The following is a 21,623-nucleotide window of genomic DNA, read 5'->3' as shown; positions in this document are numbered from 1 at the left end:
CTAGGTTCTAGCTAAACCTAGGTCAGGAAGCCAGGTAGTTGCCGTAGCCTACAATCATCGTGGATAGCACCACCGTCAGAATGCCGAGCGATACGGTGCGCATGGTAGCACGGTTGGCGCCCCGCCACTCGTGCAGGTAGATGCCCCACATCGAGCTGAACGCAATAATGAAGGCCATGTGCAGCGTCCAGCCCGAGAAGCGGTAAACGCCCAGCTTGGTGTCGCCCATGCCGTAGAAGAAGAATTGGAAGTACCACAGGGTGCCTGCCATGGCGCAAAACAGGATGTTGCGCAGGGCCGGATACGACGGATTGAGATAGTCGCTGTAGGTGCGGTTTTTCAGGTTCAGGTAGAGGCACCACACGGCGTTGGTCGTAAGGCCGCCAAGTAGAATCACCACCAGAATAGCGTTGTTTTTATAGAGTGGGTCGGCGCCCTGCTGCACGGCCAGGTCGGCAATCTTTTGCCCGGCCTCTAGCCCGAAGGCGAAGCAGGCGCTCATGATGCCCGAAAACACCGCCACCATCAAGCCTTTCCGCAGGTCGTATTCAGCAATCGACTCGCTTTTCTGTTCGGCCGACATTGATTTCTCCTTCATGATACCGGCCCGGCTGCAAATCAGAATGCCAACCAGACACACGAGCAGCCCCAGCAGCGTCACTTGCCCGGAGGTGGTACTCAAGAGTTGAACGATCGTGCCGCCCCAGATGGGTGGTACCAGCGTACCGACCAACGCGCACAGCCCCATGATGACGGCCATCCCCAACGACAAACCTAGGTAGCGCATACCGAGCCCGAACGTCAGCCCACCAAAGCCCCAGAGCACGCCCCAGAAATACACCCAGAACAGCGTTGTGCTGTCCGTCTGGTGCAGCACCTCCGTCAGGTTAGGAATGGTCAGGAAGCCCAGGAGCCACGGAACTATCAGCCACGATACAATGCCGCCCACCAGCCAGTAGCTTTCCCACGACCAGCCCTTCACCTTCTTATAAGGTAGGTAGAAACTGCCGGAGGCAAAGCCGCCCAAAGCGTGAAAAAGAACTCCCAGAAATACAGCCATAGTGGTAAGGATTTTAGACAAACTTGCTTTACTCGTTGCGTTGCACTGTCCTGTTCTCTCCTGACTTCGAAAAGTGCCGTAAATAAGCCCGCTCCTGCTGGCCGTAGCTCCGGGCAAATCTATATTTTCCTCGGGGAAGCAGGAGAGTGCAGGAGGTTAGCGGTTGTAGCATAAGCGTAATTTGTTTCAAAGCACATCCAAGCCATCCGTTATTGTTTCCGGTACATCAACTGAAGCACACGCATATGAATCAAACGTCAACCTTTCAGCACGTCAGCTACTTGTGGGACGAGGCCAAAGCGGCTGAACTGGCCGGCGATGAGGTCGCCCTTTTTATTTATCGCTCCAACCTGCTCGGTGCCGACCTGCGCCTGACCAACTACGCCGGTGGCAATACATCCTGCAAAATCACGGAAGCCGACCCGCTGACCGGTGAGCCGACGGAGGTGATGTGGGTGAAAGGCTCGGGTGGCGACATCGGCACGCTGACCAAGGCGGGCTGCGCCACGCTCTACGTAGAGAAGCTGCACGCGCTGAAAAACCGCTACCGCGGTCTGGAAAACGAAGACGAGATGGTGGGCTTGTTCAACCACTGCCTGTTCGATCCGAAATCAGCCGCGCCGAGCATCGATACGCCCCTACACGGCCTGCTGCCCTTCAAGCACATCGACCACCTGCACCCCGACGCGCTGATTGCCATTGCGGCCAGCAAAGACGGCGAGCAGATTATGAAAGAAATCTGGGGGGACACGATGGGCTGGCTGCCCTGGCAGCGCCCCGGCTTCGACCTAGGTCTGCAACTAGAGAAAATTGTTCAGGAGAACCCGCAGCTGCGCGGCGTGATTCTGGGCGGCCACGGCCTGTTTACCTGGGGCAACACCAGCTACGAGTCGTACATGAACACGCTGGAAGTCATTGAGATGGCTGCCACGTACCTGGAGGCCAACTACGGCAAAAAGGCTCCCGTGTTCGGTGGCGTGAAGCTGGCGAATGGCCCCGACGAGGCCACCCGCAAGCGCCTGGCAGCCGATGTGATGCCCGTGCTGCGCGGTTTGGCTTCGAGCCAGCGTCGCATGCTAGGTCACTACACCGACGATGCGCGCGTGCTGGAGTTTGTAAACTCCAACGATCTGCCGCGCCTCGCCCAGAAAGGTACCAGCTGCCCCGACCACTTCCTGCGCACCAAGATTCGTCCGCTCGTACTCGATGCCGAGACGATGAAAGGCGACGCGGCCAGCGTAAAAACCTACCTGGAAGGTCAGTTTGAAGCCTACCGTCAGGATTATGCTGCTTACTACGAGCGCAGCAAGCACGCCAACTCACCGGGTATGCGCGACGCAAATCCGGTTATCATTCTGTGGCCTGGCGTGGGCATGTTCAGCTTCGCCAAAGACAAGCAGACCGCCCGCGTAGCCGCTGAGTTCTACACCAACGCCATCAACGTAATGAAGGGCGCGGAGGCCGTATCCGAATACCTAGGTCTGCCCGAGCAGGAAGCCTTTGATATCGAGTACTGGCTGCTGGAAGAAGCCAAGCTTCAGCGCATGCCCAAGCCCAAGAGCCTGTCGGGCCAGATTGCCTATGTAACGGGCGGCACCGGCGGCATCGGCAAAGCTATCTGCGAAGTGCTGCTGCAAAACGGCGCCTGCGTGGTAGCCGTCGACCGCGACCGGTTGGAGGAAACTCAAACCGAACTGCGTCAGAAATACGGCAAAGACTCGGCCCTATCAGCCCGCATCGACGTGACGGATGCCGAGAGCATTGCGGAGTCGCTGCGCCAGGGCGTGTTGCAGTTCGGCGGCGTCGACATCGTCGTGAACTGTGCTGGTCTGTCCATCTCGAAACCGCTGGCCGACACCACGCAAGCCGACTGGGATATTCTGAATGATGTGCTCGTGAAAGGCCAGTTCCTGGTAAGCCAGGAAGCCGTAATCATCCAGCGCAAGCAAAAGCTAGGTGGCGACATCGTGAACATTGCCAGCAAAAACGGCCTGGTAGCCGGCCCGAACAACGTAGCTTACGGCACGGCAAAAGCAGCCCAGCTGCACATGTCGCGTCTGCTGGCCGCCGAGCTAGGTCCGGATAAAATCCGGGTGAACACCGTGAACCCCGACGCCGTGCTGCGCGGCAGCAAGATCTGGGAAGGCGACTGGGCCGCTGGTCGGGCCAAAGCCTACGGTATTGCAGTGGAAGATCTGCCCCAGCACTACGCCAAGCGCACGTTGCTCGGCGAAGAGGTGCTGGCCGAAGACATTGCCAAAGCTGTGCTCGTGTTCGTCGATGGCTCACTGGCCAAATCGACCGGCAACGTGCTCAACGTGGATGGCGGTGTAGCTATGGCGTTCGTTCGCTAGCAACCTAGGTTATCCAAATTCAGAAAGGCCGACTATGCTACATAGTCGGCCTTTTTTGTTGCCTTTTCTTGGATAAAGCTAAGTTCTGCGGCTACCGCCAAGTAGGATTGCTTAACCGTTTGAGCAGCCTAGGTTAAGCAAAATCGAGCTTATAAGGCTATAATAAGCGGCTTGCAAAAGCCTTTTTGGCAACGTTCCCGACAACGATTGCACGATTATTTCCCTTGTTCCCTTTTAAATATGCACCTGTTTAGGTAAGTTTTGTGACGATTAACCAGCTCGTCAGTTCTTCTAAACTAGGTTCTGACTTAGAAAAACCCTAAAAGCACAATGATTCCGTAAGTTGATTTCTTCTTCTCCCGGACGAAGGCATCATTTCCTAGTTTCCTCAACTTATGCAATCGTTTTCACTAGTATGTACAAGCTGCAGTTTAAGCCTTTCGATAAGACACCGAAGTACAAACAGATTGTGCAATCCGTTATTACGGACATCGAGCGAGGCATTCTGAAGAAGGGCGACCAGCTGCCTTCCATCAGTGAGTTAAGCTCGGAGTACTACCTGGCGCGCGATACCGTGGAGAAGGCATATCGGGAGCTGCGGGAGCGGGGCTTCTCGACTTCCGTGCAGGGCAAAGGCTACTACGTGCAGGCAGATGATGCAGTGAAAATCAAGGTGTTATTGATTTTCAACAAGCTCAGCTCCTACAAGAAGATCATCTACTACGCCTTCATTAAGGCGCTTGGCGACCGGGCCACAGTTGATTTGCAGATTCATCACTACAGCGCCCGGCTGTTCCAGGAGATAATGGAGAAGAACCTGGGTAAGTACAATTACTATGTGGTGATGCCGCACTTCACGCAGGACCTGGACAAGGTTGATTTTCGCAAAGTGCTGAACATGATTCCGGCTGATGAGCTAGTGTTGCTGGATAAAGATATTCCTGAAGTCAAGAACGACCACCTGACTGTATATCAGGATTTTGACAAAGATATCTTCGGAGCTCTGGAGGGTTTGCAGGACTTGCTAGCGAAGTACCATCGCTTGGTACTTGTGCTGCCCAGCGACGGTAACTACCCGGTCGAAATTGCCTGGGGTTTCCGTACGTTCTGTATTAACTATAAAAAGGAGTTTACGGTGAAGGAAAACGCCATGAACGAGGTGCTGCAAGCTGGTACTGCGTACGTCGTAGTAGAAATCAGTGACTTAGCGGAGTTGATTAAGAAGGTGCGCCAAACAAGCTACCTGCTAGGTCGCGAAATCGGCGTCATCTCCTTCAATGAAACGACCTTGAAGGAAGTGATGGGCATCACCGTCATCACCACCGACTTCGAGGCCATGGGCCGCACCGCCGCCGAGAAGCTGCTGGCCAAGGAGCACTGCAAGGTGAAAAACCCCTTCTACACTATCCGTCGCGGCTCACTTTAGGAAGTGTTGAGTTTTGAATGTTGAGTGTTGAATTGAGAGCGGGTTTTAAGCTTTTTGGTTGGGCCATGCTGAACCGCTAACAAGCCTCATTCTGGAGTAGGCGAACCTAGCCCTGGCGGGGCCGCATATTGGTAGAAACCAATGCTCTAGCAGAACCAAGCCCCAGCGGGGCGGCACCTAGGTTTGAACAACCGGTGTCGCCCCGCTGGGCTTAGTTGTTTTTATGGGATTTCTGCTACCGATGTTCCGCCCCGCTGGGGCTAGCGCAACCTAGGTTCCGAAAGTTCTTGAGCAGCAAATTCCAACACGTTATAAGGTGTGTAGATGAGCAGCAATTAATTCAACCTTCAGCACTCAACCTTAAACCGTCAAACCCAACCTTCAAAACTCAACACTTCCAACCGGGCAGGAGAGTTCAGAACAGTTTGGGCGGGTTGGGGCGCTATTTTGCTTAACGAAATTCCGATTTTGTGTAAGCCCCGGCGGCTAGCTCATTGCTCTTACCTCACCCCAACCCGGACCCCCATGATACCTGATCAGCGAATCCACGATCTTAATCAGTCGTTGCTGGCTAACCACCAGTTTCAGCTCAATTACGTTACCGATTTATTAGGCCGCCGTCAGCTGGATGCTCAGGATATCATCCGGCAGATTGTTGATTTTCAAGTAGCTATTCCGAGCTGGGCGCTTGGTACGGGTGGCACGCGCTTCGGGCGCTACCCGTCGGGCGGTGAGCCCCGCAGCCTGGAAGAAAAGATTGAGGATGTAGGCTTGCTACACCGCCTCAACGGCTCGTCGAACTCGATTTCGCTGCATATTCCGTGGGACATTCCGCAGGACATTCCGGCTCTGGAGCAGCAGCTGCGCGAGCAGAAGCTGGTGATTGACTCGGTGAACTCCAACACCTTCCAGGACCAGAAAGAGCAGCCGTATTCCTATAAATTTGGCTCTTTGCTGCACACGGAAGAAGCCACGCGCCAACAGGCCATTCAGCACAACATCGACTGCATTGGCTACGGCAAGCAGCTAGGTGCCAAGGTGCTGACTGTATGGCTCGCCGACGGCTCCAACTTCCCCGGCCAGCAGCACTTCCGCCAGGCATATCAGCGCACCGCCGACTCGCTGGCTTCTATCTACGAAGCCATGCCGTCCGACTGGACCATGCTGATCGAGTACAAGCCCTACGAGCCGCACTTCTATTCGATGGTAATCCCCGATTGGGGTACGTCGTATGCGCTCAGCCAGGCGACCGGCAAAAACGCGCAGGTGCTCGTTGACCTAGGTCACCACTTGCCGAACACCAACATCGAGCAGATTGTGGCGCGTCTGCTGCACTTTGGCCGCCTCGGTGGCTTCCACTTCAACGGCTCCAGCTACGGCGACGACGACCTGACGACTGGCAGCAGCAAGCCCTTCCAACTCTTCCTGATTTTCAACGAATTGGTAGATGGCAAGCTAGATCAGGCGGTGAACAACCCAGCCGTGGCGTACATGATTGACGCCAGCCACAACACCAAAGATCCGCTAGAGGACTTGTTGCAGTCGGTGAATAGCATCCTGACCAGCTACGCGAAAGCCCTGATTGTAGACCGTGCTACGTTGCGCGACGCCCAGTTGAACAACGACGTGGTGAAAGCCGAAGAAATCCTGCGCGACGCCTTCCTGACAGATGTGCGGCCCCTGGTGATGGAAGCTTACCGGCAGAGCGGCGGCGCTTTGGACCCCATTGCTGCCTACCGCGCCGAACGCATCCGCGAGCAGCTGATTCAGCGCCGGGGCAAACTCAGCGTTTCGACTGGTCTGTGATGAAGAAAAAATCTATCTACGCCGTCTTCGATGTTGGCAAGACCAACAAGAAGGTTATTCTCTTCGACGAAGATCGGCAGATCATCGAGGAAAAGCAGCACATCTGCCAGGAGGCCGCGGATGAGGATGGTTTTGCCTGTGAAAGCCTGCCCCGCCTGACGCAGTGGGTACAAACGCACTGGTACGACCTGCGCCACAATCCGCACTACGCCCTGAAAGGCGTCAACTTTACGGCGTACGGGGCTAGCTTCGTGCACCTGGGGGCCGACGGGAAGCCGGTGCTGCCGCTGTATAACTACCTCAAGCCCATGCCCGAGCAGTACGCGGAGCAGTTCTACGCGTCGCTGGGGCAAACGCCCGAGGAGTTTGCGGCTGATACCTGCTCGCCCAGGCTAGGTATGCTCAACTCGGGCTTGCAGCTGTATTGGCTCAAATATGCCAAGCCGGAGCAATTCGCTCAGATTCAGACCTCACTGCACTTGCCGCAGTACTTATCGTACCTGATTTCGGGCGAAAAGTACAGCGACTACACGTCCGTGGGATGCCATACGGCGCTCTGGGATTTCCGCAACAAGCGCTACCACGATTGGGTGCAGCGCGAAGGCATCGAGGAAAAGCTAGCTCCGCTGATCAAGGATTCGGTGGCGTCGGTGGTCGATGGTATTCTGGTGGGGGTGGGGCTGCACGACAGCTCGGCGGCGGTGCTGCCGTACTTGCAGCAGCAAACCGAACCGTTCCTGCTCGTCTCGACCGGAACGTGGTCGGTGACGCTGAATCCTTTCAACCGGGAGCCGCTCACGCCGGAGCTGCTGGAGCGCGACTGCCTGAGCTACCTGTCGCCGCAGGGGCAGATGACGAAAGCATCGCGGGTGTTCTTCGGGCGCGAGCACGACTACCAGGTGGCACGCATCGCGGAGCACTTCCACGTGCAGCCCGATTTCTTCCACTCGTGGGTGCTGGCCCGGCCGTACGACGCGGCTTCGCACAGCTTCAAGCCCGCTTGCATGACGGGCACGGGGCCGTTCCCGCACCAACCAGCGGAGGAGTGGGACATCACCGGCTTCCACACCGCCGGCGACGCCTATCAGCACCTCATTCACGGCCTGCTTGATATCCTGACGACATCGATCAACTTAATTCGGCAGGATGAGAAAACGATTTACGTCGATGGTGGTTTTGCTCGTAACCCGCTGTTTATGCAGGTGCTAGGTTGGAACTTCCCCGATGTGAAAATCCAGACGTTGGAGGTGCCTCAAGCTACCGCCATGGGCGCGCTGATTCATCTGGAGCAAGGCGAGGCGTGGAAGAAAACGCAGTTGTTGTTTTCGTAAAATCGATAGTATACAGAACGTCATGCTGAGCTTGTCGAAGCATCTCTATCGCAGTAGTAATTAAGCTACTTGGGCGGTAGAGATGCTTCGACAAGTTCAGCATGACTAATGCTTTTGACGGCTTCAGAAGCCAAGAACGAACGAATGAAAGTAGGGCTGTTTATTCCTTGTTACGTCGATCAGTTTTACCCGCAGGTGGGCATTGCAACCCTCCAGCTGCTGGAAAAGCTAGGCGTGAAGGCTCATTTCCCGAAGCAGCAAACCTGCTGTGGTCAGCCGATGGCCAACAGCGGCTGCGAGCAGGATGCTATTCCGGTGTACCACAACTTCGTGGACACTTTTCAGGACTACGACTATGTGGTGGGGCCGGCGGGGAGCTGCGTGTACCACGTCCGGAAGCACTTCAATATCATCGACCAGACCCCGAAAGTGGAGCACGTTCGCGAGAATACGCGCGAGCTGTTCGACTTCCTTATCAACGTGCTAGGTGTAACGGATATTCCGGGCTCGTTTCCGTATAAGGTCGGCTTGCACCTGAGCTGCCACGGTCAGCGCGGCCTGCACCAGGCCAATGAATCGGAGATGACGCCCGTGCGCGACGGGCAGCTGAAGCGCTTGCTGACCTCAATGAAGGGGCTGGAGTTTACCGAGTTGGACCGCAACGACGAGTGCTGCGGTTTCGGCGGCACGTTCTGCGTATCGGAAGCGGGTATTTCGGCCCGCATGGGGCAAGACCGGGTGAAAGACCACGTACGCAACGGCACCCAGGTGCTCACCGGCGGCGACATGTCGTGCCTGATGCACCTGGAAGGCATAATTCGCCGCGGAAAGCTGCCGATCAAAGTGATGCACGCAGCCGAAATCCTAAACGGAGCAATCCTATAATGTTGAATTTTGAGTGTTGAGTGTTGAAGTATAACGCTGAATAGTAAAGCCTTATCTAGCTGCTGTTCGACGTCTCATATCATTTAATACCTAGCATTCAACACTTGACATTCAACACTCAACATTTCCAAAATGAGCCATTCGCAACGTTCCGATATTTTTCTGCTCGATGCCGAGCGCACGACCTGGCACGACGAAACGCTGTGGTTTGTGCGCCAGAAGCGCGACAAAGCGGTGTATGCGCTGCCTGAGTTTCAGGACTTGCGCGAGCTAGCTTCGCAGATCAAGAACCACACGCTCAGCAAGCTCGATCATTATCTGGTTCAGTTTGAGGAAGCTGCCACGCGCAACGGCGTGCAGGTGCACTGGGCCGCCGATGCGGCTGAGCACAACGCTATTGTCTTGGGCCTCATCCGGAAGCACAACGCCACCCGCGTGGTGAAAAGCAAGTCAATGCTGACGGAAGAGTGCCACCTGAATCCGCACCTGATCAAGAACGGGATTGAGGTAATCGACACGGACCTGGGGGAGCGGATCATTCAGATGCGCGAGGAGGCCCCTAGCCACGTCGTGCTGCCGGCCATTCACCTGAAAAAGGAAGACGTGGGCGACACGTTCCACATCCACCTAGGTACCACCAAGGGCAACAACGACCCCCAGCAGCTCACCGAGGCCGCGCGCCAACACTTGCGCGAGAAGTTTCTGGCGGGTGAAGTCGCCATTTCGGGCGTCAACTTCGCCATTGCCGAAACGGGTAGCGTGGTGGTGTGCACCAATGAAGGCAATGCCGACCTAGGCGTAAATCTGGCCAAGGTGCACATTGCCTGCATGGGCATGGAAAAGCTGATTCCGCGCCTCTCCGATCTGAGCGTGTTCACGCGCGTACTCACGCGTAGCGCTACAGGTCAGCCGGTTACGACGTACACCTCGCACTTCACGAAGCCTGCGCCCGGCAAGGAAATGCACATCGTGATTGTGGATAACGGCCGGACCAAGCAGCTAGGTCGCCCCGACTTCAGGGCGTCGCTGAAGTGCATCCGGTGCGGAGCCTGCATGAACACCTGCCCCGTGTACCGACGCAGCGGCGGCCACAGCTACGATTTCACCATTCCGGGCCCGATTGGCGCGATTCTCTCGCCCAACATCGACATGCGCAAGCACGCATCGTTGCCGTTTGCCTCCACGCTGTGCGGCTCCTGCACCGATGTGTGCCCAGTGAAGATTGACATTCACACGCAGCTGTATAAGTGGCGGCAGGTGTTGGCTGCTGAGGGCGAGATTCCCGCCAGCAAAAAGTGGAGTATGCGCCTGCTGAGCAGCGTATTATCTCGGCCGGGCATGTACGGGCTAGGTGGCAAAATGGCCCGCCAAGGCTTGCGTTTCCTGCCCCACGGCCTCACGCACGCCAAAGGCTACAACCCCTGGGCCATTGCCCGCGAGCTGCCAGAGCCGCCCAAGCAGAGCTTCCGCGAGTGGTACGAACAGCAGCAAAAGGTGAAATAGTGAGGTGGTGGACTGGTGAGTTGTCGTTTGGGCGACGAACTACGAATCCACTATTTCACCATTTCACTATCTCACCACCTCACCATTTCACCATGAGTAACTCACGCGAGAAAATTCTGGCCGCCGTCAAGGCGAATCAGCCCGAGGAGCTGCCGCTGCCCGACGTGCCCGCTTTCACCGGTGATGGTTCGCTGGAAAAGTTTACAACGATTCTGGAAGGTATCGGTGGCAAAGTGGTGCCCATTCGAGGCATTACGCACTTGGATGTGGTTGTCCAGGAGCTGTTCCCGACCGATGAGCGGGTGGCTTCTACGCTCATGGCCTCCAGCGTGTTAGTAGATGCGCAAACGCCGATTGAAGTGCTAGCGGCCGTGGATATAGCGGTGCTACAGGGCGAGTTTGGCGTAGCCGAAAACGGCACGATCTGGCTGCCCGAAGCCAATATGCTGAACCGCGCGCTGCCCATGATTACCCAGCACCTGGTGCTGGTGCTTGACCACAAGCAGATTGTGCCGACTATGCACCAGGCCTATGCCAAGCTAGGTTCCGTCGGCGACTATGGCATTTTCCTGGCGGGCCCTTCCAAAACGGCTGATATTGAGCAGTCATTGGTAATTGGGGCTCACGGCGCGCGTAGCCTGACGGTGCTGCTGGTGTAGAATGTCGGCCTAAGCTACCTTAAAAGGCCATCATGCTGAGCCAATTGAAGCATCGTGCGTGCAGTGGTTGCACGATGTAGAGACGCAACAGTTGAAGTCTCCTCGTTGAACGACCGGAACCATGCTAACTTAGGTCAACAACGTCAGCAACGAGGAGACTTCAACTGTTGCGTCTCTACATTGTGCTGGGTCTACAACGGAGCGGTAAAGATGCTTCGACAAGCTCAGCATGACGGTTTAAATGAGAAGGAGCCGTGACCTAGCCCTATGCCTTCAATCGTAATAGCTCTGCCACAACCTTTTGAATAGAGGCTAGGTCGATGGCCGGGCAAGCGCCCAGGTCGTCGGACCACGTAGCCTGGGGCTCGACGAAGCCGAATAGGGCACGCGTAAAGCGCGGATAAAGCAGTTGCCCGATCAAGGCTTGGGCCAGGTGCTGGCCTTCTTCGGTGCCCACGGCGAGTCGTTCGCTCAGAAACAATGCTACTCGCGCTTGCACGTTCTCAAATACTGCCTCGTGCAGGCGCACCGTTCCCTGCGGAAACCGTTCGGCCTCGGCGATACCTAGCCGGCACAGGCGCAGAGGCCGGCTCGACAGCACATTTTCGAGAAAGCGGCCGCAAAACAGCACCAGCGCTTCTACCGTGTCCCGAGCATAGTCGGCCGGCGATTTCAAGTAGTCGAGCTGCAACTCCAGTACTAAGTCGAATACGGCCAGAAACAGGTTTTCCTTGTTGACAAAGTGCGCATAAAGCGTGCGTTTGGTTGTGCCCGCGTGCTCGGCAATCTGGTCCATTGACGCACGCTCGAAGCCGGCTTCCAGGAACACGCTCTTGGCGGCAAATAGCATCTGTTGCCGAAGCTCGGCACCACGTTTAGCCATACTGGTTTTGTGCTGAATAAGAAGCTAGCCCTTCCCGCAAGTAAAAGTAGGCAGCTTTGGGTTCAGCTAGGCAGCTAACCCACGTTGCAGAGTCGGTAAGTAGCCTCGTCAGGAGCTAGGTCACTTAATTATTTGTGCTGATGGTATTAAGTATACTATACTGTATAGTATACTTGCGTCTGTAAACCAAACTACCGCACGTATGAAAGTTGTAGTAACAGGCTCGCTGGGAAACATCAGCAAGCCATTGACCCAGGAGTTGATTCAAAAAGGCCAGGCCGTCACGGTCATCAGCAGCAAGCCGGAGAAGCAGCACGACATTGAAAACCTAGGTGCCACGGCGGCAATTGGCTCCGTGGAAGACGCTGATATTTTGACGTCTGCCTTTGTCGGGGCTGATGCAGTGTATGTGATGGTGCCGCCTAATTTTGGTGCCACCGATATGCGCGCCTATTACCAGCGCGTTGGCCAGAGCTACGCGCAAGCCATTCGGCAGGCTGGAGTTCGGCGGGTGGTGCACCTCAGCAGCTGGGGCGCGCACCTGGCGGAAGGCACCGGCGTCATCCTAGGCTCGCACGATGTGGAAGGCATCTTGAATGAATTACCCGGCGTTGCTCTTACGCATCTGCGCCCTACTTCCTTCTATACCAACTTGTTCGGCTTTGTTGGGAAGATAAAAGGAGCAGGGTTTATAGGGGCCAACTACGGCGGTGAGGACAAGGTAGCCATGGTGCACTACCGCGACATTGCTGCCGCTGCGGCCGAAGAGCTAACGACGCCCGCTGCCCCCGGCCAGCAGGTGCGCTACGTGTCCAGCGACGAGTGCACCTGCAACGAAGCCGCGCAGATCCTGGGTGCCGCTATCGGCAAGCCTGATTTGCAATGGATAACCCTGACGGATGCGCAGATGCAGGAGAACCTGGAAAAGAACGGCGTGCCGGCTCCCGTCGCCGCGGCGGTTGTGGAGCTGTACGCCAGCATTCACAGCGGCAAGCTGGGCGAGGAGTATGAGCGACATAAGCCCACGATGGGCAAGGTCAAGCTAGCCGATTTCGCCAAGGAGTTTGCGGCTGCTTTTTAAGAAGGAGGGAAGCGGTTTGGCACCACAGTAGCACGGAACGGATTTCCGCGCTACACAACCTAGGTTAAAAAAAGAGGCTGCCCCAAGATGAGGCAGCTTCTTCGTTTTTGCATGAAAAAATGGGTGCGCTACTGCTTTAGCTCCGCGCTGTTCTGGATGGCGACGGGCGCGCCGTCGGCCGATTTGATGTCGATGTTTTTAAGCGTCCAGCCTTTGGTGTAGTTGATGGTGCCCGCTTTGTTGGCCGTAATAGCTAGGTCGTCGAAGGAGAAGTTTTCGAGGATGGAGTTGGGCAGACCGACAGCCCGGATGCCGATCTTGGCATTCTGCACCTTGAGCCGCGCCACGCGCACATTGCGGTAGTGCGGCAGGCCACGCTCGGGCTCCACCTTCATCAGCATGGTTTTCCAGTAGGGCGGGGCCGTGTCGAGGGAGTAGCCGGCGGGCAGCTCGGAGTAGCTGTAGCTCGGGTTCCAGTTCATTTCGACTTCTACCGCCGAGCCCACGCCATCCATTGCTACGTCCTCAAACACAATATCTTCCACGGTGCCGCCGCGCGTGAGGGCCGACTTAATGCGCAGCCCGGCCGAGGTGCCTTTGGCCTTGAGATTGTGCGCGAAAATGTGGCGAATGCCGCCGGAAGTCTCGCTGCCGCAGGTAACCAGGCCCGCACCGGCGCCCGCCACACAGTCGCGGATGACGACGTACTCGGTGGGGCGATTCACGCGCAGGCCGTCCCAGTCGCGGCCCGATTTAAGGCAGAAGTTGTCGTCGTTGCAGTCGATGTCGCAGTTCTGCACCAGCACGTAGGAGCTGGAGTCGATGTCGATGCCGTCGGTGCTAGGTCCGTGCCCGCCGATGTTGTTGCGGATGGTGAGCCCGTCGGCCGTCACGTTTTTGGAGTACAGAATGTGTACCGTCCAGAAGCCGGCGCGTTGCAGCGTAATGCCCTTGAGCGTGACGTTGCTGGCATTGGAAACGAGCAAAGTGCGCGGGCGCTTGGCATCATAGTCGACAATCCAGCGCAGGCCCTTCGGCTCATATTCTTTGCGCAATGCCCAATACGCATCCCAGAACACCTTGCCTTGCCCATCCACGGTGCCCTGTCCGGTGATGGCGACGTTATCCTGATCCAGAATATTGAGCAGGGCCGCGGGCCACTTCATCTCGATACCGGCCACGCGGGTCTGGATTTCGGGGTAGTCTTTGAGGTTCTCGCTACCTAGGATGGTCACGCCTTTATCGATTTGCAGCGTGACGCCTTTCTTCAGGAACAGCGACCCGGTAACATATTGCCCCGGTTCGAAGGTGACGATGCCGCCCTTCTTCGCGGCCGCATCAATGGCCGCCTGAATGGCTTGCGTGTTCAGCGTTTTGCCGTCGCCGACGGCTTTGTATTTGCCAACCGGGAAAATGGCTTTGCTGGTCGGCGTTGTTTTGGCGCCCACTTGCTTGACCCAGGCCGGCGAGTCGGCGGGCTGAACGAAGGTGCTTAGCCAGGTAAGAAGTAGTAAGAGAAACGAAAAGAGCAGCGGCATGCGGTAAATGATCAGGTAAGAGAAAAGCTAGGGTAGGAGCGAGGCGACAAAGACTAGAAGCAATTGAAAAACAACGGGCAGTTCGTCAGAACTGCCCGTTGCACTGTTAGCCTTAGTAGCCAGCGTTCTGTTGCCAGAAGCCAGGGTTAATCTGAAGTTCCTGCAACGGAATCGGATAGAGCAGGTCATGCTCATCGAGCTGGCGAGTGAGCTTGATGCCGTTGTCTTTGATGAACTGGTTCATGACGGGAATCGCGCGGCCCGTGCGCACCAGATCGTGCCAGCGGATGCCTTCAGCGGCAAACTCCCAGCGCCGCTCACGCTCCAGCGCCAGGCGGAAATCCTCTTTCGACATGGATGCCAAGGCGGGCACCTTGGCGCGGGTCCGGATGCGGTTGAGGATGGACAGGGCCTGAGCGGGCACCTGCCCACCGGCTTCTTCGTTCAGCACTTCGGCGTACATCAGCAGCACGTCTTCCACCCGAATGATGGGGAAGTTGTTCGGGTAGTCGCGCTGACCGGTAGGAGCGGTGGTGCCTTTTTCCAGGAACTTGGTAAACTGGCTGCGGCCTGATCTGGCGTTAGTCTTGGTGTCGACGTAGCTAGAATCAAGGGTTGCTGCCTTACGCGTGTCAGCCTTTGGCCATAGAGGACCTGTATATAAGTTCGGGTTGATCGTCGCATCGGGGCCGAAAGGTTGGTAGGCCGACCACTGCGACGGGAACTGAAACGCTTGGTCGGAAGGAACCTGGCTGCCCAGGCCACCCGTACCGGAGATATACTGAACCTCGAAGATGTTGTAGGAGTTGTCGTTGGCCGTCTTGAAGATATCCGGGTAGTTGGCGGCAATCCTTGGTACGCTGACAGATCCCTCTGCCGCTACCACGTCGCCGAGCTGCTGCTTGGCCAAAGCTAGCTTATCAGCCTGCTTCAGCGGGTAGCCATACATAGTCAGATACACTTTGCCAAGCAGGGCTTTGGCGGCCCACTTGGTAGCGCGGCCTTTGTCGCCAGCGGCCGTTCCGGTATAGGCATCGGGTAGGTTATCGACCGCGAATTTCAGGTCCTCAACGATGAAGGCATACACATCAGCAACCGACGAGCGGGGCGTGTTTTTAGCCTCCGTGATGGTCACGGGCTTGTTCACAATCGGCACGTCGCCCCAGTAGCGCACCAGGTCGAAGTAGGCCAGGGCACGCAGGAACCTAGCTTCACCCTGGAACTGCGGCACGCGGGCAAAGGTGAAAGGCGTGATGCGGTCGAGCACCGTGTTGGCGCGGTACACAATCTGGTACAGGTTCGACCACGTCGATTGGAACTGTCCGGTTTGAGAAGTCGCCAGGAACCCGTTGATGTCGGCGTAATCGCGCTGCACGTTCAGGGCGGTGTTTACCACCACGTTGTCGGCGCGCATCTCCGACATGTTCCAGTGGGAGTTGGTGGGCAGCGTCAGCAGGTTGCTGTAGATGGCAATAACACCCTGGTTGACGTCGGTTTCCGTCTTGTAGAAGTCCTCGATGCTGTTGTGCGCTTCGGGACTGATATTGAGCGAGTCCTCGCAGGAGAACATCGTCAGGCTACCTAGGCTCAGCAGGGTGGCGTATGTAAAAGCTTTAAACGATTTCATCGTAGCAAGTCTTTGTCTGATAGTTGAATAAGATGATTACAGCGTCAGGTTGAAACCGAACGTATAGGTGCGGGCCTGCGGATATCCGCCGTAATCATAAGCGCCCTGTCCGCTGCTGTTCACGGCTTCCGGCGTGAAGCCGCCGTAGTATTTGTGCCAGATATAAGCGTTTTCAATGGCCAGGTAGACGCGGGCACGGTTGTAGAACCGGGTGCTGGGGATGTTGTAACCTAGGGTAATGTTCTTGATGCGGATGTAGTCGGAGCTGTACAGCCAGCGGGTGTCATAGTAGGCGCCCGTGGTAGCGTTGATGCTCGGGGTCATACCGTCGCCGGTGTCATCCACCGACTTCCAGCGGTTTGCCCACCGGTCCAGCTTGTTGTAGAGGTATCCCATGCCGGGGCGGTCGATGGAACGGCCGATCATGGAATAGATCTGCCCGCCCTGCTGCGCGTTGATCAGCATAGACAAGTCGAAGTTCTTGTAGGTGAAGCTGTTCGTGATACCGAAGATGAACTTGGGCTGGGGGTTGCCGACAATCGTGCGGTCGTAGTTGTCAATCACCCCGTCGCCGTTCACATCGCGGTACTTCGAGTCGCCGGGGGCGGTTTTGGTCATGTGCGGGTTGGCATCCACATCCGCCTGATCCTTGTACACGCCAATCACATCATACAGCAGGAACGCGTTAATCGGCTGCCCAACCTGGATGATCGAAGTCAGGTTGTCGTAGCCGGTCGGAATCGGGGTGTTGTTGCCGGCAAGGGCCAGCACCTTGTTGCGGTTATACGATACGTTGAATGACGTATTCCAGGCAAAGGCGCCGATCAGGTTGCGCGAGTTCAAACCTAGCTCAAGGCCCTTATTATTCACGTTGCCAATGTTCTGCCAGCTGCTGTTGAAGCCGGTTAGGGCCGATTGCGGCGCCTGAAGCAGCAGGCGAGTGGTTTTGCGGGTGTACGCGTCGGCGGTTACTTGCAGGCGGTTATTCAGCACGGCAAAGTCGAAGCCCACGTTGTAGCTGTTGCTTTGCTCCCAGCTCAGGTCGGGGTTGGCGTAGTTGGCCGGGCCGTAGCCGGTTACGGCAGTGCCGTTGGTCGAGTAGTTGGCCGGGTTCAGAAGGCCGTACTGCACGTTGTCGGGAATGCGGTTGTTGCCCGTCACGCCGTAGCTGGCCCGGAACTTCAGGTCGCTCATAAAGGTGATGCCCTTCATGAACTCCTCGTCCGATACGCGCCAGCCCACGGAAGCCGCCGGGAAGTAGCCCCAGTGCGAGTTGACGCCAAACTTGGAAGAACCGTCGCGGCGCAAGCTAGCTGCTAGCAGGTACTTCTCTTTGTAGTTGTACTGCACGCGGCCGAAGTAGGAAATCAGCTTGGTGGTGTACGGAACCGTGGTGTTGGTTGTCGTGGTGGAGTTGGAGCTGTTAAACAGATACGTCCAGTCGTTGGGCAGCTTCGTGGCTACCTGCTGGCTCCGATCCTGCCGCGTCCATTCGTTGGAGTAGCCTACCAAGGCGCTGATGTTGTGCTTGCCAATCTGGCGGGTGTAGTTCAGCACACCTTGGGCCAGGTAACGGGTGCCATAATCCTGGTTGCGCACCGAGCGGCTCGCGGCGCCAGCAGCGCCGGCCGTTGCCCAGTCGCGGGTGGCGTTGGTGGGCGTAAACTGGTTGTCGAGGTTGTAGTTGTTGTCCATCGCGCCCAGCAATTGCAGCTGCAGGCCTTTCGTCACATCGACGTTCAGGCCCATATTGGCGTTCAGGCGCGTGCGGGTGGTCTTGAAGGTGGAGCGCTCCATCACGGCAATGGGGCTGATGTAGCGGCCCGACCAGCCATACGCCGAGTAAGGGTCAGCGCCTACCAGCTCGCCGGCCTTCTTGGGGCCAACCGGCGGCATCTGAACAGCGTTCATAGCCTGCGCGTCTTTGCCATCCACCCGACCTAGGCTCGACCACTCGGTGCTGGGGGCCAGCGTCATGGTCAGCTTCACGCCTTTGCGAATACGGGCGTCGAAGTTAGCGCGCAGCGTAGCGCGGCTCAGGGTCGTGCCCACGGCAATACCGTCCTGGTTCAGGTAAGAGCCGTTCACGTTGTAGTTGAAATCATCGGTACCACCCGAAACGCCGAGCTGGTACTGCTGCATGATAGCTTTGCGGAAGAAAGCGTCCTGCCAGTCGGTGTAGGCCAGGCTGTCGGAGCCGTACTGCCACAAGGGGTCGTACATGTAGGTGGCATTCGGGGTGCTCAGCGTCGTACCTAGCTCGGCGGCCCGGTAGCTCATGGGGTCGGAGGCTTGGTAGGGCTTGTTGACGGCGGTGGTTTTGCCGCGGTTCACCCAGGCTTCGTCGATACCTTCTTTGCGCTGCTGAATCCACTCTTCCGGCGACATCATGTTGAGGCGGCGCTCCAGGGTTTGGATACCCGTGAAGCCCGAGAACTGAAGCTGCGGCTTGCCTTTCTTGCCACGCTTGGTGGTCACGAGCACCACGCCGTTGGAACCACGCGAACCGTAGATAGCGGCCGATGAGGCATCTTTCAGTACTTCAATATTGGCTACGTCGGTCGGGTTGATGCCGCGCAGGTTGTCTACCGGCACACCGTCGACTACGTACAGCGGCTCGTTGGAGGCGTTGATGGAGCCCGTGCCCCGCACCCGAATGGTGAGGTCGGCGCCCGGCTCGCCGGTGGTCGTCTGCACCGTCACACCGGGCATCTGGCCGGCCAAAGCATTTTCAATGCGGTTGATGGGGCGCTCCTCAATCTCCTTGGCCGTCACGCCGGCTACTGCGCCGGTCACGTTGCCGGCTTTCTGGGTGCCGTAGCCGACTACCACTACCTCATCAAGGGCTTTGGTATCGGAAGAGAGGAGAACGTCAATTTGGGACTTGCCATTGATGGGCACCTCTTTGGTGAGGTAGCCCACGAAAGAAAACACCAGCGTACCGGTACGGTTCGGAACGTCGAGCTTAAACGTGCCGTCGGGACCGGTGCCCGCCCCGATGGTGGTGCCTTTCAGCACAACCGTCACGCCAGGCAAGCCTTCTTTATTGTCGGTGGCGGTTACTTTGCCCGTAACGGCCTGCGCCAGTGCGGCCTGCACCGAGAGCAGAAAAACGGCCGTCAGCACCACCAATTGGGATAGTCTTGGTAGGGGTTGTTGCATGAGTTTGAGAGCTAGGTAGATAATAAGGTGAGGAGAGTAGCCTGCAATCGATTGTTGAGCTGTAGCTGCAATCGATTGTGTGGGATGGCCAAGTGAAGGAAGACGAATAGGTAAGCAGGAAAGAGAAGCGAATGGACAACCTGATCAAGTGGAACACGCCCGAAATTGAACTCTGCCCACCTGATTTAGTACTATAAAATTCGGATAGCTTAGTGCTGAAACCCTCCCGCACCCTCCTGTCTGCTCTAAATTATTTCTGATCGTTGTTAAGTGCAGAAAGCCGCTAACCTCGCTGTGTATCAAAAGCCAAAGCCGGCTCAACCTAGGTTGAGCCGGCTTTGGGATAACGAATGCCGCTGGCGGAACCCTAGCTTAGTAGCCAGGGTTCTGCTCGGCCTGGCGCTCCTCGTTCGTCAGCGGCTTGCCGTTGCGGAAGATGCGCTCCAGGTGCGTCTGCGGAATTGGGCGCAAGCGATGGAAATCCTGAATACCCGCTGCATCGGGGTTGAAGGCACGAGCACGCAAAACCAGCGTTTCAGTGCGAGCTAGGTCTTCCCAGCGGTGCAGCTCTCCTAGCAGTTCCCGGGTTCTTTCGTTCAGGATGAAGTGAATGAAACGCTGGGCCGTTGAGTTAACTCCTGCCGGATACATTTCGCGGGCAGAGTTATTCTCGAAGTCCGACTGTTTGGCTTCGATGGCAGCAAACGAGCTGGTCACGTCGCCTCGCGTACCGCCCTCAACGCGCCAGTTGACCGATGGCCGAACCTCCCCGACTTTGTAAGCGGCCCGGCGCCGTACTACATTGATGTATTCTAAGGCCTTGGCATAGTTTTGCTTCCGGCCGTAGGCTTCCGCCGCAATCAGATACGTTTCGGCATAGCGGGCCAGAATGCCATCCTTCGTGCCCGATTCCTCGTTGAGGTTTTGTCGGAAGGGGTCGATGTACTTAACTAGCTGTGGGTACTTGCTCCGTAGGCCGGCATCGCTGCTGGCGGGGTTGTACGCCTGCCGTACTACGTTATTGGCATCCCGGTAATAACGGGCATACACCCGGTAGCGCGTGCGGTCTAGCTGCGCCTGCGGAATGGCCGTTTGGGGGGTGTTGACGATGACGTAGAAGGCGGTATCGCCCACGGTAAAGCGGGGCTGGTTCACGAGCGCCGGAGTAGGAGCGTTGGCGGCCGTCCACCGAGTAATGGTAGCTGCGTTGTTAGAAATCCACGCCGTTTTCATCATCTTATAAAACCGCGAATCGTTGCGGCGGTCGAAGATGTCCATAGCGTAGTTGGTGGGCATCAACCGGCGGAAGGGACGGTCGTTAAGCAAGTCGCGAGTCATACCAGGCTCGTTGTCGTACAGCAGCGTGAAGTAGGAGTGAACCCTGTTGCCGAAGCGACCCGCCAGCGCAATAACGTTGTTGAACTGCGCGGAGAAAATAATCTCCCGGCTGCTTTGGGCCGCCGAGCTGTTGGCATAGCTGGAAATGTCGAACAGCCGGGCGTAATCCGATTCTAACGCATAGCGCCCACCGGTAATCACCTGGTCGGCGAAGTAGGCAGCGCTGTCGATGTCAGTGGGTTTCTGGCCGCGCTGCTCCGTCACGGCGCTGCCCCGCGTCAGATAGGCTTTGGCTAGGTAGTGTTGGGCGGCTCCTTGCGTAGCCCGGCCAAAGTCGGTGTTGGTAGGCGCTAGGTTGGTAGCAGCGAACCGCAAATCGGCTAGAATAACGTTGTACACGTCGGGCACGGCAGCGCGGGTATATTCCAACTGCACGCCTTCCGTGGGCTGTAGCACCAACGGAATGGCCCCGTACTGCTGCACGAGCTGGAAGTAGTAGTAGCCCCGCAGGAAGCGCAGCTCGGCAATCCGCTGCCGCTTTTGCTCTTCGGTGCGCAGGGTAGAGGTACCCTGAATAGCCGGGATGCGGGCCAGGCCGATATTGCAGCGGTTGATGCCGTCGTAATCGGCCGTCCAGATGCCGTCCACGAAGCCGTCGGTGGCATTAAGGCGCGGGTCGTATGTGTTCCACCAGAGTGCATTGAACTGGTCGCCGTTGGTATACTCATCCACGCCAAAATTGAACATGCCGTAGGAGTGTTCCAGGGCGAATTTGTAGCGAGTTTGCTCGTAGCTAGACCGTACTAGGTCTTCCAGGCCCTGTTCCGTGCTGAAGTAGTCGTTGGTAAGCGTTCCTACCAGTTCTTCCTGCAAGTAGTCTTTGCACGAGCTGACACCTAGGCCTAAGGTAGTAGCCACCGTAGCCAGCAGTAGTTTATAATTGATTTTCATGTCGTTAAATCAGAGAAAG

At 56.9% G+C, this 21,623-nt stretch carries 14 protein-coding genes; 8 read left to right on the top strand and 6 right to left on the bottom strand.

Going from position 1 to position 21,623, the window contains the following annotated elements; all coding sequences use genetic code 11:
- Nucleotides 1-22 precede the first annotated feature (22 nt).
- Complete coding sequence (gene rhaT / locus IEX74_RS04030; protein WP_188811148.1) at nucleotides 23-1,060, bottom strand: L-rhamnose/proton symporter RhaT; 1,038 nt, start codon at nucleotides 1,058-1,060, stop codon at nucleotides 23-25.
- Nucleotides 1,061-1,305: 245 nt separating this feature from the next.
- On the opposite strand from rhaT, the gene IEX74_RS04025 reads away from it, so the two are divergent.
- From IEX74_RS04025 to IEX74_RS03995, 7 genes are all read left to right on the top strand, one after another.
- Nucleotides 1,306-3,414 (top strand): bifunctional aldolase/short-chain dehydrogenase, encoded by a 2,109-nt coding sequence (locus tag IEX74_RS04025; protein WP_188811147.1) that lies wholly within the window; start codon nucleotides 1,306-1,308, stop codon nucleotides 3,412-3,414.
- 415 nt (nucleotides 3,415-3,829) lie between these two features.
- Nucleotides 3,830-4,840 carry a GntR family transcriptional regulator gene (locus IEX74_RS04020; protein ID WP_188811145.1) on the top strand — a complete coding sequence of 337 codons (1,011 nt, stop codon included), beginning with the start codon at nucleotides 3,830-3,832 and terminating at the stop codon, nucleotides 4,838-4,840.
- 525 nt (nucleotides 4,841-5,365) lie between these two features.
- Complete coding sequence (locus tag IEX74_RS04015) at nucleotides 5,366-6,646, top strand: sugar isomerase (RefSeq protein WP_188811143.1); 1,281 nt, start codon at nucleotides 5,366-5,368, stop codon at nucleotides 6,644-6,646.
- A complete protein-coding gene (locus IEX74_RS04010; protein ID WP_188811142.1) occupies nucleotides 6,646-7,977 on the top strand; it encodes an FGGY-family carbohydrate kinase in 1,332 nt (443 codons plus the stop codon). The genes IEX74_RS04015 and IEX74_RS04010 overlap by 1 nt, the downstream gene beginning before the upstream one ends.
- Before the next feature lie 144 nt (nucleotides 7,978-8,121).
- Nucleotides 8,122-8,862 carry a (Fe-S)-binding protein gene (locus IEX74_RS04005; protein WP_188811393.1) on the top strand — a complete coding sequence of 247 codons (741 nt, stop codon included), beginning with the start codon at nucleotides 8,122-8,124 and terminating at the stop codon, nucleotides 8,860-8,862.
- 132 nt (nucleotides 8,863-8,994) lie between these two features.
- Nucleotides 8,995-10,365, top strand: coding sequence for a lactate utilization protein B (locus tag IEX74_RS04000; RefSeq protein ID WP_188811140.1), 1,371 nt, complete (start codon nucleotides 8,995-8,997; stop codon nucleotides 10,363-10,365).
- Nucleotides 10,366-10,457: 92 nt separating this feature from the next.
- A complete protein-coding gene (locus tag IEX74_RS03995; protein ID WP_188811138.1) occupies nucleotides 10,458-11,024 on the top strand; it encodes a LutC/YkgG family protein in 567 nt (188 codons plus the stop codon).
- Between the two features lie 265 nt (nucleotides 11,025-11,289).
- On the opposite strand, the gene IEX74_RS03990 is transcribed toward IEX74_RS03995, so the two are convergent.
- Nucleotides 11,290-11,907, bottom strand: a complete 618-nt coding sequence (locus IEX74_RS03990) for a TetR/AcrR family transcriptional regulator (RefSeq protein ID WP_188811136.1) — start codon at nucleotides 11,905-11,907, stop codon at nucleotides 11,290-11,292.
- Between the two features lie 202 nt (nucleotides 11,908-12,109).
- Between IEX74_RS03990 and IEX74_RS03985 the strand changes: the two genes are divergently transcribed.
- A complete protein-coding gene (locus IEX74_RS03985; RefSeq protein WP_188811134.1) occupies nucleotides 12,110-12,988 on the top strand; it encodes an NmrA family NAD(P)-binding protein in 879 nt (292 codons plus the stop codon).
- Nucleotides 12,989-13,116: 128 nt separating this feature from the next.
- On the opposite strand, the gene IEX74_RS03980 is transcribed toward IEX74_RS03985, so the two are convergent.
- The 4 genes from IEX74_RS03980 to IEX74_RS03965 form a co-directional block, all read right to left on the bottom strand.
- The gene (locus tag IEX74_RS03980; protein WP_188811132.1) at nucleotides 13,117-14,526 is read right to left on the bottom strand and encodes a glycoside hydrolase family 28 protein; all 1,410 of its coding nucleotides are present in this window, start codon (nucleotides 14,524-14,526) and stop codon (nucleotides 13,117-13,119) included.
- A gap of 112 nt (nucleotides 14,527-14,638) precedes the next feature.
- A complete protein-coding gene (locus IEX74_RS03975) occupies nucleotides 14,639-16,153 on the bottom strand; it encodes a RagB/SusD family nutrient uptake outer membrane protein (RefSeq protein ID WP_188811130.1) in 1,515 nt (504 codons plus the stop codon).
- A 36-nt stretch (nucleotides 16,154-16,189) separates the two neighbouring features.
- A complete protein-coding gene (locus IEX74_RS03970; RefSeq protein WP_188811128.1) occupies nucleotides 16,190-19,315 on the bottom strand; it encodes a SusC/RagA family TonB-linked outer membrane protein in 3,126 nt (1,041 codons plus the stop codon).
- Between the two features lie 372 nt (nucleotides 19,316-19,687).
- Entirely contained in the window at nucleotides 19,688-21,604 is a 1,917-nt protein-coding gene (locus IEX74_RS03965; protein ID WP_188811126.1) for a RagB/SusD family nutrient uptake outer membrane protein, read from the bottom strand.
- Nucleotides 21,605-21,623: the final 19 nt, after the last annotated feature.

The sequence above is a fragment of the Hymenobacter cavernae genome (assembly GCF_014641455.1).
Taxonomy (GTDB): domain Bacteria; phylum Bacteroidota; class Bacteroidia; order Cytophagales; family Hymenobacteraceae; genus Hymenobacter; species Hymenobacter cavernae.
The sequence above is the reverse complement of the archived record's forward strand: the minus strand, read 5'-3'. Positions and strand labels throughout refer to the sequence as shown.